20 protein-coding genes and 1 other annotated feature are annotated in these 16,372 nt (G+C 53.0%); of the genes, 8 read left to right on the top strand and 12 right to left on the bottom strand.

Translation table 11 applies throughout. The features are described from left to right. Nucleotides 1-3: 3 nt before the first annotated feature. From hisH to hisL, 6 genes are all read right to left on the bottom strand, one after another. Complete coding sequence (gene hisH, locus LU633_RS16470) at nt 4-594, bottom strand: imidazole glycerol phosphate synthase subunit HisH (RefSeq protein WP_016189814.1); 591 nt, start codon at nt 592-594, stop codon at nt 4-6. Beyond that, the gene (hisB, locus tag LU633_RS16465) at nt 595-1,662 is read right to left on the bottom strand and encodes a bifunctional histidinol-phosphatase/imidazoleglycerol-phosphate dehydratase HisB (protein ID WP_016189813.1); all 1,068 of its coding nucleotides are present in this window, start codon (nt 1,660-1,662) and stop codon (nt 595-597) included. Next, entirely contained in the window at nt 1,659-2,750 is a 1,092-nt protein-coding gene (gene hisC, locus LU633_RS16460; RefSeq protein WP_016189812.1) for a histidinol-phosphate transaminase, read from the bottom strand. Before hisC ends, hisB begins: the two co-directional genes overlap by 4 nt. Further along, a complete protein-coding gene (gene hisD / locus LU633_RS16455; RefSeq protein ID WP_016189811.1) occupies nt 2,747-4,054 on the bottom strand; it encodes a histidinol dehydrogenase in 1,308 nt (435 codons plus the stop codon). Before hisD ends, hisC begins: the two co-directional genes overlap by 4 nt. Nucleotides 4,055-4,057: 3 nt before the next feature. Then, a complete protein-coding gene (gene hisG / locus LU633_RS16450) occupies nt 4,058-4,957 on the bottom strand; it encodes an ATP phosphoribosyltransferase (protein ID WP_016189810.1) in 900 nt (299 codons plus the stop codon). A 67-nt stretch (nt 4,958-5,024) separates the two neighbouring features. Continuing rightward, nucleotides 5,025-5,146: a sequence feature (His leader region), on the bottom strand. Continuing rightward, nucleotides 5,122-5,169 carry a his operon leader peptide gene (gene hisL, locus LU633_RS16445; protein WP_118665699.1) on the bottom strand — a complete coding sequence of 16 codons (48 nt, stop codon included), beginning with the start codon at nt 5,167-5,169 and terminating at the stop codon, nt 5,122-5,124. It overlaps the preceding feature by 25 nt. Before the next feature lie 179 nt (nt 5,170-5,348). On the opposite strand from hisL, the gene LU633_RS16440 reads away from it, so the two are divergent. Next, a complete protein-coding gene (locus tag LU633_RS16440) occupies nt 5,349-6,173 on the top strand; it encodes an SDR family oxidoreductase (RefSeq protein ID WP_016189809.1) in 825 nt (274 codons plus the stop codon). 120 nt (nt 6,174-6,293) lie between these two features. Here the strand turns inward: LU633_RS16440 and LU633_RS16435 are convergent, their stop codons facing one another. Both LU633_RS16435 and LU633_RS16430 read right to left on the bottom strand, forming a co-directional pair. Then, on the bottom strand, nt 6,294-6,644 hold the full coding sequence (locus LU633_RS16435; RefSeq protein ID WP_051124327.1) for a hypothetical protein: 351 nt from the start codon (nt 6,642-6,644) through the stop codon (nt 6,294-6,296). Next, the gene (locus tag LU633_RS16430; RefSeq protein ID WP_051124326.1) at nt 6,644-7,093 is read right to left on the bottom strand and encodes an ATP-binding cassette domain-containing protein; all 450 of its coding nucleotides are present in this window, start codon (nt 7,091-7,093) and stop codon (nt 6,644-6,646) included. Before LU633_RS16430 ends, LU633_RS16435 begins: the two co-directional genes overlap by 1 nt. Nucleotides 7,094-7,284: 191 nt before the next feature. On the opposite strand from LU633_RS16430, the gene LU633_RS16425 reads away from it, so the two are divergent. From LU633_RS16425 to modC, 4 genes are all read left to right on the top strand, one after another. After that, entirely contained in the window at nt 7,285-7,440 is a 156-nt protein-coding gene (locus tag LU633_RS16425; protein WP_016189808.1) for an AcrZ family multidrug efflux pump-associated protein, read from the top strand. A 146-nt stretch (nt 7,441-7,586) separates the two neighbouring features. Further along, the gene (modA, locus tag LU633_RS16420) at nt 7,587-8,360 is read left to right on the top strand and encodes a molybdate ABC transporter substrate-binding protein (RefSeq protein ID WP_016189807.1); all 774 of its coding nucleotides are present in this window, start codon (nt 7,587-7,589) and stop codon (nt 8,358-8,360) included. Beyond that, nucleotides 8,357-9,049, top strand: a complete 693-nt coding sequence (gene modB, locus LU633_RS16415) for a molybdate ABC transporter permease subunit (protein WP_016189806.1) — start codon at nt 8,357-8,359, stop codon at nt 9,047-9,049. Before modA ends, modB begins: the two co-directional genes overlap by 4 nt. After that, on the top strand, nt 9,043-10,101 hold the full coding sequence (gene modC, locus LU633_RS16410) for a molybdenum ABC transporter ATP-binding protein ModC (RefSeq protein WP_016189805.1): 1,059 nt from the start codon (nt 9,043-9,045) through the stop codon (nt 10,099-10,101). The genes modB and modC overlap by 7 nt, the downstream gene beginning before the upstream one ends. Nucleotides 10,102-10,106: 5 nt before the next feature. Here the strand turns inward: modC and LU633_RS16405 are convergent, their stop codons facing one another. Then, on the bottom strand, nt 10,107-10,925 hold the full coding sequence (locus LU633_RS16405; protein ID WP_016189804.1) for a pyridoxal phosphatase: 819 nt from the start codon (nt 10,923-10,925) through the stop codon (nt 10,107-10,109). A 147-nt stretch (nt 10,926-11,072) separates the two neighbouring features. On the opposite strand from LU633_RS16405, the gene pgl reads away from it, so the two are divergent. After that, nucleotides 11,073-12,068, top strand: a complete 996-nt coding sequence (pgl, locus tag LU633_RS16400; RefSeq protein WP_016189803.1) for a 6-phosphogluconolactonase — start codon at nt 11,073-11,075, stop codon at nt 12,066-12,068. Nucleotides 12,069-12,111: 43 nt separating this feature from the next. Here the strand turns inward: pgl and LU633_RS16395 are convergent, their stop codons facing one another. Genes LU633_RS16395 through LU633_RS16385 form a run of 3 tightly spaced genes read right to left on the bottom strand, consistent with a single transcriptional unit; the run spans nt 12,112 to nt 14,350 of the window. Further along, entirely contained in the window at nt 12,112-12,600 is a 489-nt protein-coding gene (locus tag LU633_RS16395) for a kinase inhibitor (protein ID WP_016189802.1), read from the bottom strand. Between the two features lie 15 nt (nt 12,601-12,615). Further along, nucleotides 12,616-13,296, bottom strand: coding sequence for a type 1 glutamine amidotransferase domain-containing protein (locus LU633_RS16390; protein WP_016189801.1), 681 nt, complete (start codon nt 13,294-13,296; stop codon nt 12,616-12,618). A 10-nt stretch (nt 13,297-13,306) separates the two neighbouring features. Beyond that, complete coding sequence (locus LU633_RS16385; protein ID WP_016189800.1) at nt 13,307-14,350, bottom strand: NADP-dependent oxidoreductase; 1,044 nt, start codon at nt 14,348-14,350, stop codon at nt 13,307-13,309. A gap of 620 nt (nt 14,351-14,970) precedes the next feature. On the opposite strand from LU633_RS16385, the gene LU633_RS16380 reads away from it, so the two are divergent. Together LU633_RS16380 and LU633_RS16375 are read left to right on the top strand one after the other, a co-directional pair. Next, nucleotides 14,971-15,570: a fimbrial protein gene (locus LU633_RS16380; RefSeq protein ID WP_016189799.1), complete on the top strand. Its 600-nt coding sequence runs from the start codon at nt 14,971-14,973 to the stop codon at nt 15,568-15,570. 57 nt (nt 15,571-15,627) lie between these two features. Next, nucleotides 15,628-16,368 (top strand): fimbrial biogenesis chaperone, encoded by a 741-nt coding sequence (locus tag LU633_RS16375; RefSeq protein WP_051124325.1) that lies wholly within the window; start codon nt 15,628-15,630, stop codon nt 16,366-16,368. Nucleotides 16,369-16,372: the final 4 nt, after the last annotated feature.

Below are 16,372 nucleotides of genomic sequence, written 5' to 3'. Positions count from 1 at the left end.
CCGTTACATCTCCAGAAAGTTTTTCAACAGCTGTGCGCCTGCTGCGCCGGAGCGTTCCGGGTGAAACTGCACACCAAAGAAATTGTCTTTTTGCACAGCGGCGGTAAAGGGTTCACCATAGTTACATTGTGCAATGGTGTTGGCGTTTAGCGGCATGGCATAGCTGTGAACAAAATAGAAATATGAGCTGTCCGGGATACCCCGAAACAGATGGTTACCGACCTGAGCGGAGATCTGGTTCCACCCCATATGCGGCAGTGGCAGGCCAACGTCCTGCATCTGAATCACCGGTTGTTCGATAATGCCCAGCGTGGGAATGCCTCCACTTTCATCGCTTTGCGTGCCCAGTAGCTGCATGCCGAGGCAGATACCCAGCACCGGCTGAGTACAGGTTTTAATCAGCGGGATCAAACCCCGCGCCTGCAACTGGGTCATGGCAGCCTGGGCGGTGCCGACGCCGGGCAGAAAGAGCTTGTCGGCCTGAAGCACAATATCAGCCTCGCGGCTGACCTCTGGCTGGTAGCCCAGACGCTGAATCGCCCATTTTACCGAGGAGAGATTGGCGCAGCCAGTATCGAGGATCACCACTTTCATTTACAGCACTCCTTTCGAGCTGGGCAGGGTGTTGCCGTCAACGCGAATTGCCTGGCGCAGGGTGCGGCCAAAGGCTTTAAACAGACTTTCCACGCGGTGATGATCGTTCTTACCCTTGGTTTTCAGGTGCAGCGTGCTGGCCATGGAATAAGATAGCGAGCGGAAAAAGTGTTCCACCATCTCGGTGCTTAAATCACCCACGCGCTGATAATTAAACTCAGCTTTATATTCCAGATGCGGTCGGCCGGAAATATCCAGCGCGCAGCGGGCCAGACATTCATCCATCGGCAGAACAAATCCAAAACGGCCAATGCCGCGTTTGTCACCCAGTGCTTTCAGTAGCGCTTCCCCCAGCGCCAGCCCGGTGTCTTCTACCGTGTGGTGATCGTCAATGTAGAGATCGCCTTTCACATGAATATTCATGCGGAAGCCACCGTGTATAGCGATCTGGTCAAGCATATGGTCAAAAAAACCGACGCCGGTATTGAACTGGCTGTCTCCTTCGCGATCCAACCAGACTTCAGCGCGAATTTGTGTTTCTTTGGTATTGCGCTCAACCAGCGCATGGCGATCACGTTGCGTGAGCTGCTTACCAATAGCCTGCCAGTTGAGGCTGTCTCTGCAATAGTGCAGGCCCGCAATACCCATATTGCTTGCCAGTTGCAGGTCGGTAGTGCGGTCACCAATAACAAAGCTGTTGCTCGTGTCCATTGCGCCTTCCGCCAGCCACGGCGTCACCATACTGGTTTTCGGTTTGCGACAGTGGCAGTTATCTTCCGGCTTATGTGGGCAGATCAGCACCTCATCAAACGCAATACCCTGGGAGGTCAGCACCTGCATCATCAGCGTGTGCGGGCTATCAAAATCCACCTGTGGGAAACTGTCGGTGCCCAGACCATCCTGATTGGTGATCATGACCAGCCGAAACCCGGCCTTCTGCAGCGCCAGCAGGGTGGGGATAACATCCGGCTCAAAGGCCAGCTTATCCATGCGGTCCACCTGAAAATCCTCGGGTGGCTCAGAGATAATCGTGCCGTCACGATCGATAAAAAGAACTTTGTTGCTCATGCTTGCTCCAGGGAAACGGATGCGCCGGGCAATGCCATCAGTGCGGCGATAGTACGGTCACACTCTTCACGGGTTCCCACCGAGATGCGCAGGCATCCTGAGAGCCCCGACTGTTTGTTTTGATCACGCAGAATAATGCCCTGATCCCACAGTGTTTTAAAGACCATGCCTGAGGCAGAAAACCGTGCCAGCACATAGTTGGTGTCACTGTTCCAGACATGTTCAACGCAGGGGCAGTTGCGCAGATCGGCGATTAGCTTCTCGCGGTTGGTGATAAGCGTACTGACGTGTTCTCGCATCAGGTCCAGACCGTCATCGCTCAGGGCCAGCGCCGCGATATCGGCAACCGGTGTCGCCAGCGGATAAGGCGCAATGACCTTCATCAGTAGCGCAATGACGTCCGCATTGGCCAGGGTAAAGCCACAGCGTAGCCCGGCGAGGGCAAAGGCTTTTGACAGCGTGCGTAAAATAACCAGATGCGGGTACGCTTTTAACCAGCCGCTGAGTGTGGCCTGCGGGCAAAACTCTATATAGGCTTCATCGGCCACCACCAGCGCCTTACCACGGGTCATCTCCAGCAACTGACGAATGTCCTCCGGGTTAATCAGGTTGCCAGTAGGATTATTGGGGCTGCAAACGTAGACGAGCTTGACGCCATCCAGCTTCTGCGAAATAGCCGGAAGATTCAGCTGCCAGCTGTTCTGCGCTTCTACCGTGCGATATTCGACACCAAAGGTCTCCGCGCTGACGCTGTACATACCGTAGGTGGGTGGACAAAACAGCACGGCATCTTTGCCCGGTTCGCAGAAGGCGCGGATCAGCAGCTCAATCCCTTCATCGGCTCCCCGGCTGACCAGCAGCTGGTCGCGGGTGACGCCAGCGTAAGCGGCATAGCGTTCAATCACCAATTTTGGCTGGCATTCAGGATAGCGGTTCAGCGTCTGCTGGCTGAGGTTAAAGGGTACCGCCAGCGGATATTCATTGGCGTTTAACCATACATCGCCATTTCCGCCCAGACGTCGGGCAGACTGATAAGGGATAAGTGCCCGCACATTCGCGCGTGCAAGCTGCTCAATCGGGGTGCTCATTTTTGCTCCTTAAGCGCGTTAAGACGCAGGGTAACGGCATTTTTGTGGGCGATAAGCTGCTCTGCGGCGGCAAGGATCTCAATGGTGGGGGCCAGCGCACGGAATCCTTCTTTAGTAAGCTCCTGCACCGTCATGCGCTTCTGAAAGTCAGCGAGCCCAAGGCTGGAGCAGGTTGACGTGTAGCCGTAAGTTGGCAGCACATGGTTAGTCCCGGAAGCATAGTCACCTGCGGATTCCGGCGACCAGTCTCCAAGAAATATCGACCCGGCACTGGTGATATGCCCGACCCAATCGCGGGCGTTGCGGGTCTGGATAATCAGGTGTTCAGGCCCGTAACGATTACTGATTTCCACGCACTGTGGCATATCTTCTGCCACGATCAGCCTGCTGCTTTCCAGCGCTTTTCTTGCCGTTTCCGCACGAGGCAGCGTGGTCAGCTGTTGCGCGACGGCTGCAGCCACGGCTTCGGCCATCTGTAATGAAGGCGTCAACAGAATGACCTGAGAATCAGGGCCGTGCTCGGCCTGTGAAAGCAGGTCTGAGGCAACAAAATCGGGCGTTGCCTCGTCATCGGCGATCACCAGCACTTCTGAAGGGCCAGCCGGCATATCAATGGCGGCACCGTCCAGTCGCTGGCTGACCTGACGTTTTGCTTCCGTGACGTAAGCATTGCCCGGTCCGAAAATTTTATCCACTTTAGGGACTGACTCAGTCCCCAGTGCCAGTGCGGCAATGCCCTGTGCGCCGCCAGCCTGAAAGATCTCTTCCACGCCACAGAGCGTTGCCGCATAGAGAATTTCGTCGGCAATCGGCGGCGGTGAGCAGAGAACTACCCGCTGGCAACCGGCTATGCGGGCTGGTGTTGCCAGCATGAGTACAGTGGAGAACAGCGGTGCGGAGCCGCCCGGAATATACAAGCCTACGGAAGCGAGCGGACGCGTGATCTGCTGGCAGCGCACGCCGGGCTGGGTCTCAATATCGACCGGTGGCAATCTCTGCGCGAGGTGAAAGGTTTCAATATTACCGACCGCAACCACCATCGCCTGTTTAATCTCATCACTCAGTCGCGCGGTGGCATCGGCAATCTGTTGCTCAGTGACGCGCAGCGCGGTTACGTCAGTCTTGTCAAAGGTGGCACTGTAGTGGCGCAGGGCGGCGTCGCCTTCTGCTTTGACCTTTTCGATAATATCGCGCACGGTTAGCGCGATACTGTCAGAAGCGCTGAGGGCGGGACGGCTTAACAGCGCCTGCTGTTGTTCTGGCGTGCATGTCTGCCAGTCGATGGGGGTGGCAAAGTCAGTCATGAATTACTCCATCATCTTCTCAATGGGCAATACCAGAATCGAACTGGCACCCAAGGTTTTCAGTTTTTCCATGGTTTCCCAGAACAGCGTTTCGCTACTGACCATATGAACGGCAACGCGGCTTTGATCCCCGGCCAGCGGCAATACGGTAGGGCGTTCAGCACCCGGCAGCAGAGAAATGATATCTTCCAGGCGGTCGCCGCGTGCGTGCAGCATGATATATTTTGACTCACGAGCCTGAATTACGCCCTGGATTCGCGTCAGCAGTTTATCTATCAGCTCCTGCTTTGCCGCTGGCATTTCGCCATCCCGTTGAATTAGGCAGGCTTTGGAGCGGTAAATCACGTCGACTTCACGCAGGCCGTTGGCTTCAAGGGTTGCTCCGGTGGAAACCAGATCGCAAATTGCATCGGCCAGACCCGCCCGTGGGGCGACTTCAACGGAACCATTAAGCAGGCATGACTTAAATGAAACGCCCTGTTTGTCGAGATACTTCTTGAGAAGGTGAGGATACGAGGTGGCAATACGGGTGTTTTGTAAACATTTCGGCCCCGTGTATTCATCATCAACGGGCATTGCCAGCGACAGGCGGCAACCACCAAAATCGAGGCGACGCAGGGTAAAATAGCGCGGATCTTCGCCCTGGGCACGTCGGGTAAGTAATTCTTCTTCGAGGACATTTTCACCAATAATGCCCAAATCTACCACGCCGTCCATAACCAGACCGGGAATGTCGTCGTCGCGTACGCGCAAAATATCAATTGGCATGTTTTCTGCGAAAGCTATCAGGCGCTGCTGCTGTAAATTAATTTTTATTCCGCAGCGCGCCAGCATTTCGCGGGAATCATCACTTAAACGGCCAGATTTTTGCATAGCTATGCGTAAACGGGTGTTATCTAACATGGTACTTATCCTCTTTACCTGTCTGACTGGAGCCGTAGTGCGTAGCTCACAGCGCATTTTAATAGCCCAAAAAAAAACCCCGGAAGGCGATCTTCCGGGGGCTCTCTCACGTCCTGCACCACTGGAAGATCCTGAATGTCTTCCAGCACACATCGCCTGAAAGGCTAGTCAGGATGATGGTGATGATGATGGTTAAACTGAACGCGTTTCATAAATTTTCCTGGATGAATGGATATTTATTTCGTGAGCGATAACCTAACCAGATTGCGTCCCACACGCAACATTTTTTTGTCAACCATGAAAAATTCTCCCATCATCTGCAGGTTATCATTCATGTCGGGCTGGCGTAATGTAGCGTTTGTCAGTGTGAATAGTCATGGGAGCAGAAAAGATGAGAAAAGTTGCGATAGTCGGTTTGGGCTGGCTGGGGATGCCGCTGGGATTATCATTGATGGCGCACGGCTGGCATGTCACCGGCACCAAAACCACCGCGGACGGAGTGGAAGCAGTAAGAAAGTGCGGCATTGAGGGCTATTGCCTGAAGCTGAACCCCGAGCTGGTCTGTAAAGCAGACGATCTCAAAGCATTATTAAACGCGGATGCGCTGGTGATTACCTTACCGGTAAGCCGGACAGCGGAAGGAAGTGGAGCCTACCTTCTGGCGGTTCAGCAAATGGTCGACAGCGCGCTGTCCTTTAAGATCCCCAGAATTATTTTTACCAGCTCAACATCAGTTTATGGCAATGGCGAAGGGGCAATGAAGGAGAACAGCCCGCTGCAACCCACTACGGTAGCAGGCAAAACGTTGAAAGAGCTGGAAGCCTGGCTGCATGATTTACCTGGCACCTCGGTGGATGTTCTTCGCCTTGCCGGGCTGGTGGGGCCTGGACGCCATCCGGGCCGCTTTCTTGCCGGAAAAACTGGCCTTGCCGACGGCAGTCATGGGGTCAATCTGGTTCATCTGGACGATGTGATCAGCGCTATAACGCTGTTACTGCAAACGCCCAAAGGGGGGCGTGTCTACAATCTTAGTGCATCGGCACATCCTGCGCGCAACGTGTTTTATCCGGCCGTTGCCCGCCAGCTCGGCCTCACGCCGCCCGTTTTTATGGCGCAAACGGACGCGGGCAGCGGAAAACTGATCGACGGCAGCAGACTATGTCAGGAACTGGGATTTGACTATCAGTATCCCGATCCGATGAAAATGCCCCTGTGACGTTACACTCTGTTTTTGAATGATTTTTACTGAATGGTCTGGGTTTGCCGGGCCAGTGTTCAATAGATTTCAAGCCCGGAAATTTTCAGAGATCGTCCTGTTGCATTTTATCATTCCAGCTCACCACGCCATTACGCAGCATAACGGGGGAACAGTCGCGGCCATGCTGGCCTCTTTAATATTGTCTGCTTCCGGTAGCATGATGCTCTGCGGATTTTCGCTGTGAGCTAATTGAGCAACCAGCGCTTCTGCCAGAACATCATCGTGCAGGCCAGTATGGCTCAACGTACATTCGGCCAGGACACCAACCTGGCCGGTAAAGGCAGGAATCTCATCAAAACGATTTAAAATCAGCACCACGGTGGCGCCCTGCTGATGAAGGATCGCCGGCACGTCAGCCAGACTGGATCGGGAAGCCACATCCAGCCCGTTGAAAGGATCATCAAGAATTAACAAATCATGCGGCGACATCAGTGCCTGACACAGCAAGGCTTTACGGGTTTCCCCGGTAGAGAGATATTTGAAACGACACGCCAGCAGGTGGTTGATGCCAGACTGCCCGGACAGACGCTGGCAGAGAGCCGAATTTTTATTCTCTCCTCGATGATTTGCTGAGTGGTTAGCCCGGTATCATCTTCGTCCACGCCGGGCATATCGGTGTTATTGCGCTGCCATTCATCGGCAACCAGCGCTTGCAGCTGTTCAGGAGAAAGCCGGACAGGGCGGGAGAACTGATTGACTACATCGCCCTTGATTGCGTTCAGTTCACCCGATAACACACGCGCCAGCGAAAACTTACCGCTACCGTTAGCCCCCACAAAAGCCCGGCTTTCACCGACATTAAGGGTAATATCACCCAGCGTCAGATTGCGGTACTCATTAAGATAAAAAAGACTTTGCGAAATATGCAATGTTGACATGGTTTATTCCATTTAATGCCTTGTCTACAGACTATGGACAGTCTGTCCGGCGCGTGTCAAACGTTCACAGGGTTTTCGATGCCGCACAGGCGGTGTTATGCTGATAAAAATAAAACGCACAAAAGGGCAGTGCAGTTTTTTTTGTTGCCGATACAATGGCCCCTTTCTGCCAAACGGCAATGGAGACAATCATGCTGGAATTACTGATTGGTCTTGGTGAGGCTATTCTGATGGTGCCCGTGGCCATGGCAATCATCCTGGGGCTGATTTATGGACTGGGTGAAATCTTTAACGTTATCTCTAAAATAGGTCATCGTGATGACCAGCTCGCGAAGAATCGCCGGTAATCTCTCTGCCTCCTCACGCCCGCATCAACGGGCGTTTGTTTTTTGCATCGGTTCAACTTCCGGCCATTCCTGCCGATAATTCCAGTGACAGTGTTTTTTGCTTCGTTATAGTATCAGACGTGTAACGATCCTCTCTGGAGAACACCATGTCCGTGAAATTACACCATTTTGTTTTGTGTACCGCGATCGGTGCCTGTGCTGTCATGCAGGTGTCTGCGGCAGATAATATTACCGTGTTTGCTGCGGCATCATTGACCAACGCGCTCGACAATATTGCGGATCAATACCAAAAAGGCAAAGACGTAAAGGTGGTCAGTTCTTTTGCCTCTTCCTCAACGCTGGCTCGTCAGATTGAACAGGGTGCGCCGGCCGATCTGTTTATTTCTGCGGACCAACAGTGGATGGACTATGTGGCAGACAAAAAAAGCATCGATCCTGCCAGCCGTGTCACCCTGCTGGGTAACGATCTGGTGCTGGTAGCGCCTGCGGCAGTCCCGACGTTAAAGGTAACGATATCTGCCTCTACCGACTGGAAAAGCTTGCTGAAAGGTGAACGCCTGTCGGTTGGCGACCCGGATCACGTGCCTGCTGGCATCTATGCTAAAGAGGCGCTGCAAAAGCTGGGGGCCTGGTCTGAACTGGAGCCTGTCCTCGCACGGGGAAACAGCGTGCGTGCCGCGCTGGCGCTGGTTGAACGCAGTGAAACACCTTACGGTATCGTTTATGGCTCGGATGCACTGGCCAGTAAAAAAGTCACGGTGGTCGGTGTGTTTCCTGAAAACAGCCATAAACCGGTGGAATACTCAATGGCAATGACTGGCAAGCAGCATACTGCGGCAGTGACAGCGTTTTATCACTATTTACAGGGGCCGGAAGCAGCGGCCGTGTTCAAACGTTACGGATTTACGCCAAAATTATGATAACCGATCCCGAATGGCAGGCCGTCGCCCTCAGCCTCAAAGTGTCCACCGTGGCGGTGCTGTGCAGCCTGCCTTTCGGGATACTGATAGCCTGGTTGCTGGTACGCTGCCGCTTTCCCGGCAAAACGCTGCTTGACAGCCTGATCCACCTGCCGCTGGTTCTGCCGCCAGTGGTGGTTGGCTACCTGCTGCTGCTGGGGTTTGGTCGTCGCGGCCTGATAGGTGAACACCTTTATAACTGGTTTGGCTTCACCTTTGCGTTCAGCTGGCGCGGTGCCGCGCTGGCGTCTGCGGTGATTGCGTTTCCGTTAATGGTCAGAGCGATTCGCCTGGCGCTTGAGGGCATTGACAGCAAAATTGAACTGGCTGCCCGCACGCTGGGTGCTGGTCGGTGGCGGGTATTCTTCACCATTACGTTGCCGCTGATGCTGCCGGGAATTATCGCGGGAATGGTGCTGGCCTTTGCCCGTTCGTTAGGTGAGTTTGGCGCTACCATTACCTTTGTTTCTAACATTCCCGGCGAGACCCGCACCTTGCCTTCCGCAATGTATACACTGATTGAAACGCCAGGGGCCGAGAACGCTGCCGCCCGACTTTGCGTGATTGCGATTGTGCTGTCACTGTCATCGCTATGGGCGTCGGAATGGCTGGCTCGCCGGGGCCGTAAGCGGCTGGGGGGCGAATGTTAGAACTCAATTTTACCCAACGCCTGGGCAATCATCGGCTTAACATCCATGCCCGGCTCCCTGGGAAGGGGATCACCGCTATTTTTGGCGTTTCCGGCGCGGGAAAAACCTCGTTAATTAACGCCATCGGCGGACTGTCGCAGCCGCAGGAAGGCCGTATCGTCCTGAACGGTCGGCTACTCAGCGATGCGGCCTCCGGGCTGTTTCTCCCGCCGGAAAAACGTCGCGCTGGCTATGTGTTTCAGGATGCCCGGCTGTTTCCCCATTATCGGGTGCGCGGTAACCTGACCTACGGCATGCCAAAATTGATGCGTGCCCGGTTTGATCCCCTGGTCAGGCTGTTGGGCCTTGAGCATCTTCTGGATCGCTTTCCGGGCGGATTGTCGGGCGGAGAAAAACAGCGTGTGGCCATAGGCCGGGCGGTGCTTACCGCGCCAGAAATACTGCTGATGGACGAACCGCTGGCGTCGCTGGATCTGCTACGTAAGCGGGAGCTATTGCCCTGGGTACACGCGCTGGCAAAAGAGGTGGCGATGCCGATTCTGTATGTCAGCCACAGCCTTGATGAAATTTTGCAGCTGGCGGATCATGTATTGCTACTGGATAACGGCGAGGTCAAGGCGCTGGATACGCTGGAGAAAGTCTGGGCCAGCAGCGCGATGCGCCCCTGGTTGCCCCGTTCGGAACTCAGCAGCGTACTGCGTGTACAGGTGCTGGATCAGCATCCACACTATGCGATGACGGCGCTGTCGCTGGGCGATCAGCATATCTGGGTCAGCCGGGTGGATGCGCCGCTGAAAACGCCAATGCGCATCCGCATCCAGTCAGATGATGTCTCACTGGTCCTGCAGCAGCCGCTTAACAGCAGCATTCGCAATGTTATTCCGGCACAGGTTGCAGAACTGATGGAAATTGACCAGCAGATAGAGGTCAGGCTGCTGGTGGGATTAAGTGAACTCTGGGCAAGGATTACACCATGGGCAAAAGATGAGCTGATGATCAAACCGGGAATGTGGCTCTGGGCGCAGATTAAAAGCGTGGCCATCACTCCCTGAACCCATTACAGCACCTCATGGTAAATTGTTTCTGCTATGCCTGGCTCCAGATTGCTGCCGATAACCCGGCCCGCACGGATTTTTATTGCGTCGTCGGCGTTGCCCATTGCCACGCCGAGGCCGGCCGTTTCCAGCATGCTCAGGTCGTTGTAGTTATCACCAAAGGCCAGCACGTCGCTCATTTGCAGTCCTTCCGCCGCCACCCACTCAGCCAGGCGTTTCCCTTTACTGTTACCGGATTTAGCAATATCCACCTGATCCTGCCATGACCATTCGCACGCCAGTCCCAGCCTTGCCTGTATGCTATCAACACAGCGTTGCAGAGCGACCGTGTCGGTGTGCGACAGGGCAAATTTCCAGATGTTATCTGCCCGCTCTGCCTCTTCTGCCAGACTGTCCACTTTTGTGAACAGAGGGCGCTGCTGTTCAGGCAACGACAGCCCCCACTGAATAGTGCGGGTAACATGGACAGTTTCTGTCTGCCAGAGCATGGCGTTATCGACATAAAGCAGGCCGTGAATGCCGGCTTCATCCAGCAACTGAATAACCTGTTGCGCCTGCGCGTTGGGCAGTGGATCGGATTTGAGAACCCTTTTTGCATGATAATCATACAAATAGGTGCCGTTACAGCAGATTGCAGGTGTATCAAGGGCCAGTGCCTGATAAAAAGGATGAATGGCAACATGATGGCGACCGGTGACAATAATCACTTTGACGCCAGCCTCGCGGGCCTTTTGCAGTGCGATCAGAGACTCAGGAAGAATCGTTTTGCGGGGCGTTAACAGGGTGCCGTCGAGGTCCAAAGCAATGATGCGATAGCTCATAAAGAGGTCCGTAAGTGGCTGATAGGGAAAGATCGAGTGTACACCCTGTGCTGCCCTCAACAAAATTGCTCACGATAATCGATTCACGCGACAGGGAAAAACAGGCTACCCTTTGCTGCGAAGACTATCCCGAAACAAGGAGTACCGATGAAACAAGTCGTCTATACCGCCAGCCCGGAAAGCCAACAAATTCACGTATGGCAGCTTAATGATGATGGTGCGCTGGCGCTGTTGCAGGTGGTGGATGCGCCAGGGCAGGTGCAGCCGATGGTGGTCAGCCCGGACAGCCGTTTTCTCTATGTTGGCGTGCGCCCAGAATTTCGTATCGTGGCCTATAGCATCGACGGTGACGGTAAGCTGAGGGAAGCGGGCCATGCCCCGCTGCCGGGCAGTCCGACACATATTTCCACCGATCGCCGGGGGCGGTTTATCTTTGTTGGTTCCTACAATGATGCCTGCGCCAGCGTCTCGCCAATTGGAGAAGATGGCCTGCCGGGTTCGCCACTTCAGGTTATCAATGGGTTGGAGGGGTGCCACTCGGCGAATATCGATTTGGATAATAAAACGCTGTTTGTGCCGGCGCTGAAACAGGATCGCATTTGTTTGTTTGACCTGAATGAAAATGGCGAACTGCACCCGCATATCCAGCCTCAGGTTGCGACTGTTGCAGGTGCCGGCCCGCGGCATATGGTGTTTCATCCCGGCAAACAATATGCTTACTGCGTTAACGAACTCGACAGTACCGTGGATGTCTGGCAGCTGGGCAATGCAAACGGAGAAGTGGCACGGGTACAAAGTCTGGATATGATGCCTGCTGGTTTTAACGGCACGCGCTGGGCGGCGGATATTCATCTGACGCCTGATGGCCGTCATCTTTACAGCTGCGATCGTACCGCCAGTCTGCTGACCCTGTTCAGCGTTACGCGGGATGGTGGCAGACTGACGGTGGAAGGACACCAGCCCACTGAAACCCAACCTCGCGGCTTTAATATTGACAACAGCGGTCGTTTTCTGATTTCAGCTGGACAGAAGTCGCACCATATTGAAGTTTATAAAATCAGTGAATCTCAGGGATTACTGGAGCCACTGGCGCGTTATGCCGTGGGGCAGGGACCGATGTGGGTGACTATCGCGCAAATCTGAGCATTGCGGGTAATAAAGGGGCGAGCTATCGCCCCTTTATTTTTCAGGCGTCCGGCTGGCTATAGACAGCCGTTATTGACGCACTGCCCAGCTGATGAAAATGGATATTAAAGCCAAGGTAAGCCCCGCTGGCGTTTTCATCCACCTCCAGTCTTTCCACGTCGAGTGCATAAACGGTGAAAATATAGCGATGACTCTCGCCTCTAGGCGGTGCTGCGCCGCCGTAGCCCGCTTTACCAAAATCTGTGCGTGTCTGTACTGCTCCGTCGGGCAGCTCAGACAGGCCGGAACCGGCACCCTGTGGCAATACGCGGGTATCGGCGGGCAGGTTAGCTATGCCCCAGTGCCACCAGCCAGAACCGGTTGGGGCATCCGGGTCGTAGCAGGTCACCGCAAAACTTTTTGTACCGAGGGGAACGTTGTCCCAGGCCAGATGCGGTGACAGATTGTCACCGCTGTAGCCCATGCCGTTAAAAACCTGACGCTCCGGCAATTTGTCGCCATCATTGAAGTCCCGGCTAAACAGTTTCATTCCACCTCCTAGTGTTTATGGTTGTAGCAGTTTAAGCAGCGCAGTGGCTGCGGCGGTGGATGAGGCCGGATTCTGTCCGGTGACCAGCAGACCGTCGGTGAGGGTGAACACGCCCCAGTCTTCGGTCTTCTCGTAGTGGGCACCCAGCGCCTTCAGCTCATCCTCGACCAGAAAAGGTACCACATTTGTCAGTCCAACGGCGTCCTCTTCACTATTACTGAAGCCAGTTACGCGTTTACCGGCCACTAACCGGGTGCCGTCGGTATTTTTGGCGTGGCGTAACACGCCGGGGGCATGACAAACCGCCGCAACGGGTTTGCCATTGGCATAAAAGTTTTCAATCAGCTCAATGCTGTGGCGATCCTCCGCCAGATCCCAGAGTGGACCGTGACCCCCGGGATAAAACACCGCGTCGAAGTTGCTGCTGTCAATGGTTGCCAGTTGTTGTGTATTCGCAAGCGCCTGTTGCGCCGCGATATCCTGGCGAAAACGTTGGGTATCGGCCGTTTGCGCATCTGGTTGATCGCTGAAGGGATCGAGCGGCGGCTGACCGCCCGCAGGGGATGCCAGCACGCCACTGACTCCCGCATCGCGGAATACATAATAGGGGGCGGCGAACTCCTCCAGCCAGAACCCGGTCTTTTTGTCGGTGTCACCCAGTTTGCCGTGGGAGGTCAGCACCATCACGATTTTCATTCTGTTCTCCTCAGGGGTGGTCGCCAGCGACTTTTATCAACACCTTGCCAAAATTTTTGCCTGCCAGCATACCAGTAAAGGTTTCAGGTGCGTTATCCAGCCCGTCAGTAATATCCTCAGGGAAAGTGAAGCGATTTTCCGCAACCCACTGGCTCATTTGTTTAAAAAATTCATCGAAGCGATGACCATAATCCTGGTTAATAATAAATCCCTGAACGCGCAGACGTTTACGCAGGATAGCGCTTTGAAATTGTGGAAGCTGGTCAGGGCCTGAAGCGGCGTCAGTGCGGTTATAATGGGCAATCAGCCCGCACACCGGAATGCGTCCCTGCGTGTTCATCAGCGGCAGGATAGCGTCAAAAACCTTGCCGCCAACGCTTTCAAAATACACATCAATGCCATCGTGGCAGTAGCGTTTGAGGGATCCTGCCAGGTCGGTGCTGTGATGGTCGATACAGCGGTCAAAACCCAGTACGTCTTCTGCGTAGCGGCATTTCTCACTGCCGCCAGCAATGCCCACCACATAACAGCCTTTCAGTTTAGCAATTTGCCCAACGATTGACCCCACTGCCCCGGTGGCAGCGGCGACTACCACGGTCTCGCCCGGCTGCGGGTTGCCAATATCCAGCAGCCCCATATAGGCGGTAAAGCCCGTCATGCCCAGCAATCCTAATGCCCATGAAGGGTGGTTAAGTACCGGCCCACTGAGCCTGAACAACCCTTTACCATCGGACAGGGCAAAGTCCTGCCAGCCGTTCTGGCTGACAACCCAGTCGCCAGGTTGGTAATCATCATGGCAGGACTGTTCAACCACAGCGACGGTTCCTGCACTTATCACTTCATTTATCTGAAGGGGGGCAACATAAGAGGGGGCATCGTTCATCCGGCCGCGCATATAAGGATCGAGTGACAGCCAGACTGTGCGCAACAGAACCTGTCCTGCTGACGGAACGGGACGATGTTCTGTTTCCATGCGGAAATTCGTGGAGCACGGTGCGCCGTGGGGACGAGAAGCGAGTACGATACGACGATTGATATGTTTGTCTTGCGGCATATTTTCCTCTTTTATTAAGCATTTTAGTCTGTAAAATGGTGGTGCATCGGCGGGATTTATGCATTTTTTCAGAGTTAGGTAGCGATTCTGACTGAGTTTTTTCTCATAAACAACAAAAAATTTGATTTTCCATTATAAAATATTTTTTAGTAATCTTTCTGTTGCTTTTCAGAGCGTATTTGCTGTGCCTCTGATTATCATTTTTTTGATAACAAAAGGGTTATTTAAAAAATGTAAAAAATCAGCACTGCAGTGATGACCGCTATTGATAAGATCAGTGGGTTAAACGCATTTTTTTACAGGAATTAGTATTGAAATAAACATTGGCTTATCAGCTGTATTTTTTTGATTAAGACTCAGGTTATTGCTTTAAGAATAAATCTGACGTGTTTTTTCCAGTTATATCGCCAGCGTGTTTATTTATTAATTAACATCGCCGTGTTTTTCTCTTTTTGATTGGATTAAAATAATTTTTTGTTATTTACATCTGGCCAGGAAAAATTAGAGAATGCAACCGGAAAGAGGATGATGATTACAACCAGTCAGGCATTATCCTATTTTTGAAAAGAGTGATATCAGGAAATAAAACCGCAGGATCGCGGATATCAAGAGGGACTGAAATGAATAAATTACAATTAGTCAGTATAATTAGCCTGCTCACGGGTGCAGTGTTTTCCGGGCAGGCGATAGCAGCAACCAGCAATGCCGTTGCGGGTGGAATAATTACTTTCAGCGGTGCGGTCAGTGACGCCACCTGTGATGTTACCACCAATAATGGTTCTGATTTTACTGTGGTTGTTTCACCGGTTACCCGTGATGCACTTGGTACCACCACAGGTGTGATTAGCTCAGGCAGCACACCCTTCACCATTAATGTAGCGGGCTGTACTGGTTTTGATAACAGCAGCTCGGCGGCGCAGGCGCTGAACATTATTTTTACCGGCTCTAACGTTTCAGATGATATGAATTATTTGAAAAATGAATCCGGCTCGGCACAGGGTGTCGGAATTGCGATTACTCAGGATGGCACTTCCATCGTCAAAATGAATGAGGCTATCAGCACCGGTCTGAGTACCACGAAATCTTCAGCTGTAAGCGCCTACGATACGGGTGCGAACGGAGATATCAGTTTGTACGCCAACTACTATAACTATGGTGGTAGCGGCGTCACCACGGGGTCGGTGGTGACGACGGCAACCTACACATTTAGCTACGAATAATTTGCTGGCGGGAAGGCACTCGCCTTCCCGTTTTTTTTATTTATTTCAGGAGCGGCCGTGAGAACAGTGATTCTTCTTATCGGGTGTGTCTTTTTTATTCCTGGTGTTAATGCCAATGTCATTATTAACAGTACACGCGTTATTTTTCCGGCAGAAGCAAAAAGCGTGTCGGTTCAGCTTATTAATAAAAGTCAGGGTCAACATCTTATCCAGGCATGGGTAGATGATGGACGACAAAATGAAAAGCCGGAAAATATCGTTACACCTTTTATGATTTTCCCTCCCGTGGTGAAAGTGAACGGTAACGAGGGACAAATACTAAAAATTAGTCGTGACAGCACGGCCGATAAATTACCGCAGGATCGTGAATCTGTATTTTGGCTCAATGTGCTGGATATTCCGCCTACACCAGAGAATCTCGATGCAAGTCTCAATTACATGCAGGTGGCCATTCGCAACCGTATAAAAATATTCTGGCGCCCACAAAAATTAATGATTTCGCCTCAGTCCATCGCCCAACATCTGGGACTGAAAGCACAGCATCCGGCAGTCTGTATTAATAATGACTCCCCCTATTATTTAACCGTGGTGCAGCTGATGAAATGGGATGGGAAAAGTAGCCGGGTACAGCAGGGAAAAAGACAGGATAATTTGTTGGAAAAAACCTTGTTCATTCCACCTTTCAGCTGCACGGGCGTTGCGGAAAAACCACTCAGCCCCGCACCGGGTCATTATCAGTTGGTTTACATTGATGACTTCGGAGGCCGAACACCCGTCGTTGTGACGCTAAAAAAATAAAACG

Source organism: Erwinia tracheiphila, from assembly GCF_021365465.1.
Classification (GTDB): Bacteria; Pseudomonadota; Gammaproteobacteria; order Enterobacterales; family Enterobacteriaceae; genus Erwinia; species Erwinia tracheiphila.
The sequence above is the reverse complement of the archived record's forward strand: the minus strand, read 5'-3'. Positions and strand labels throughout refer to the sequence as shown.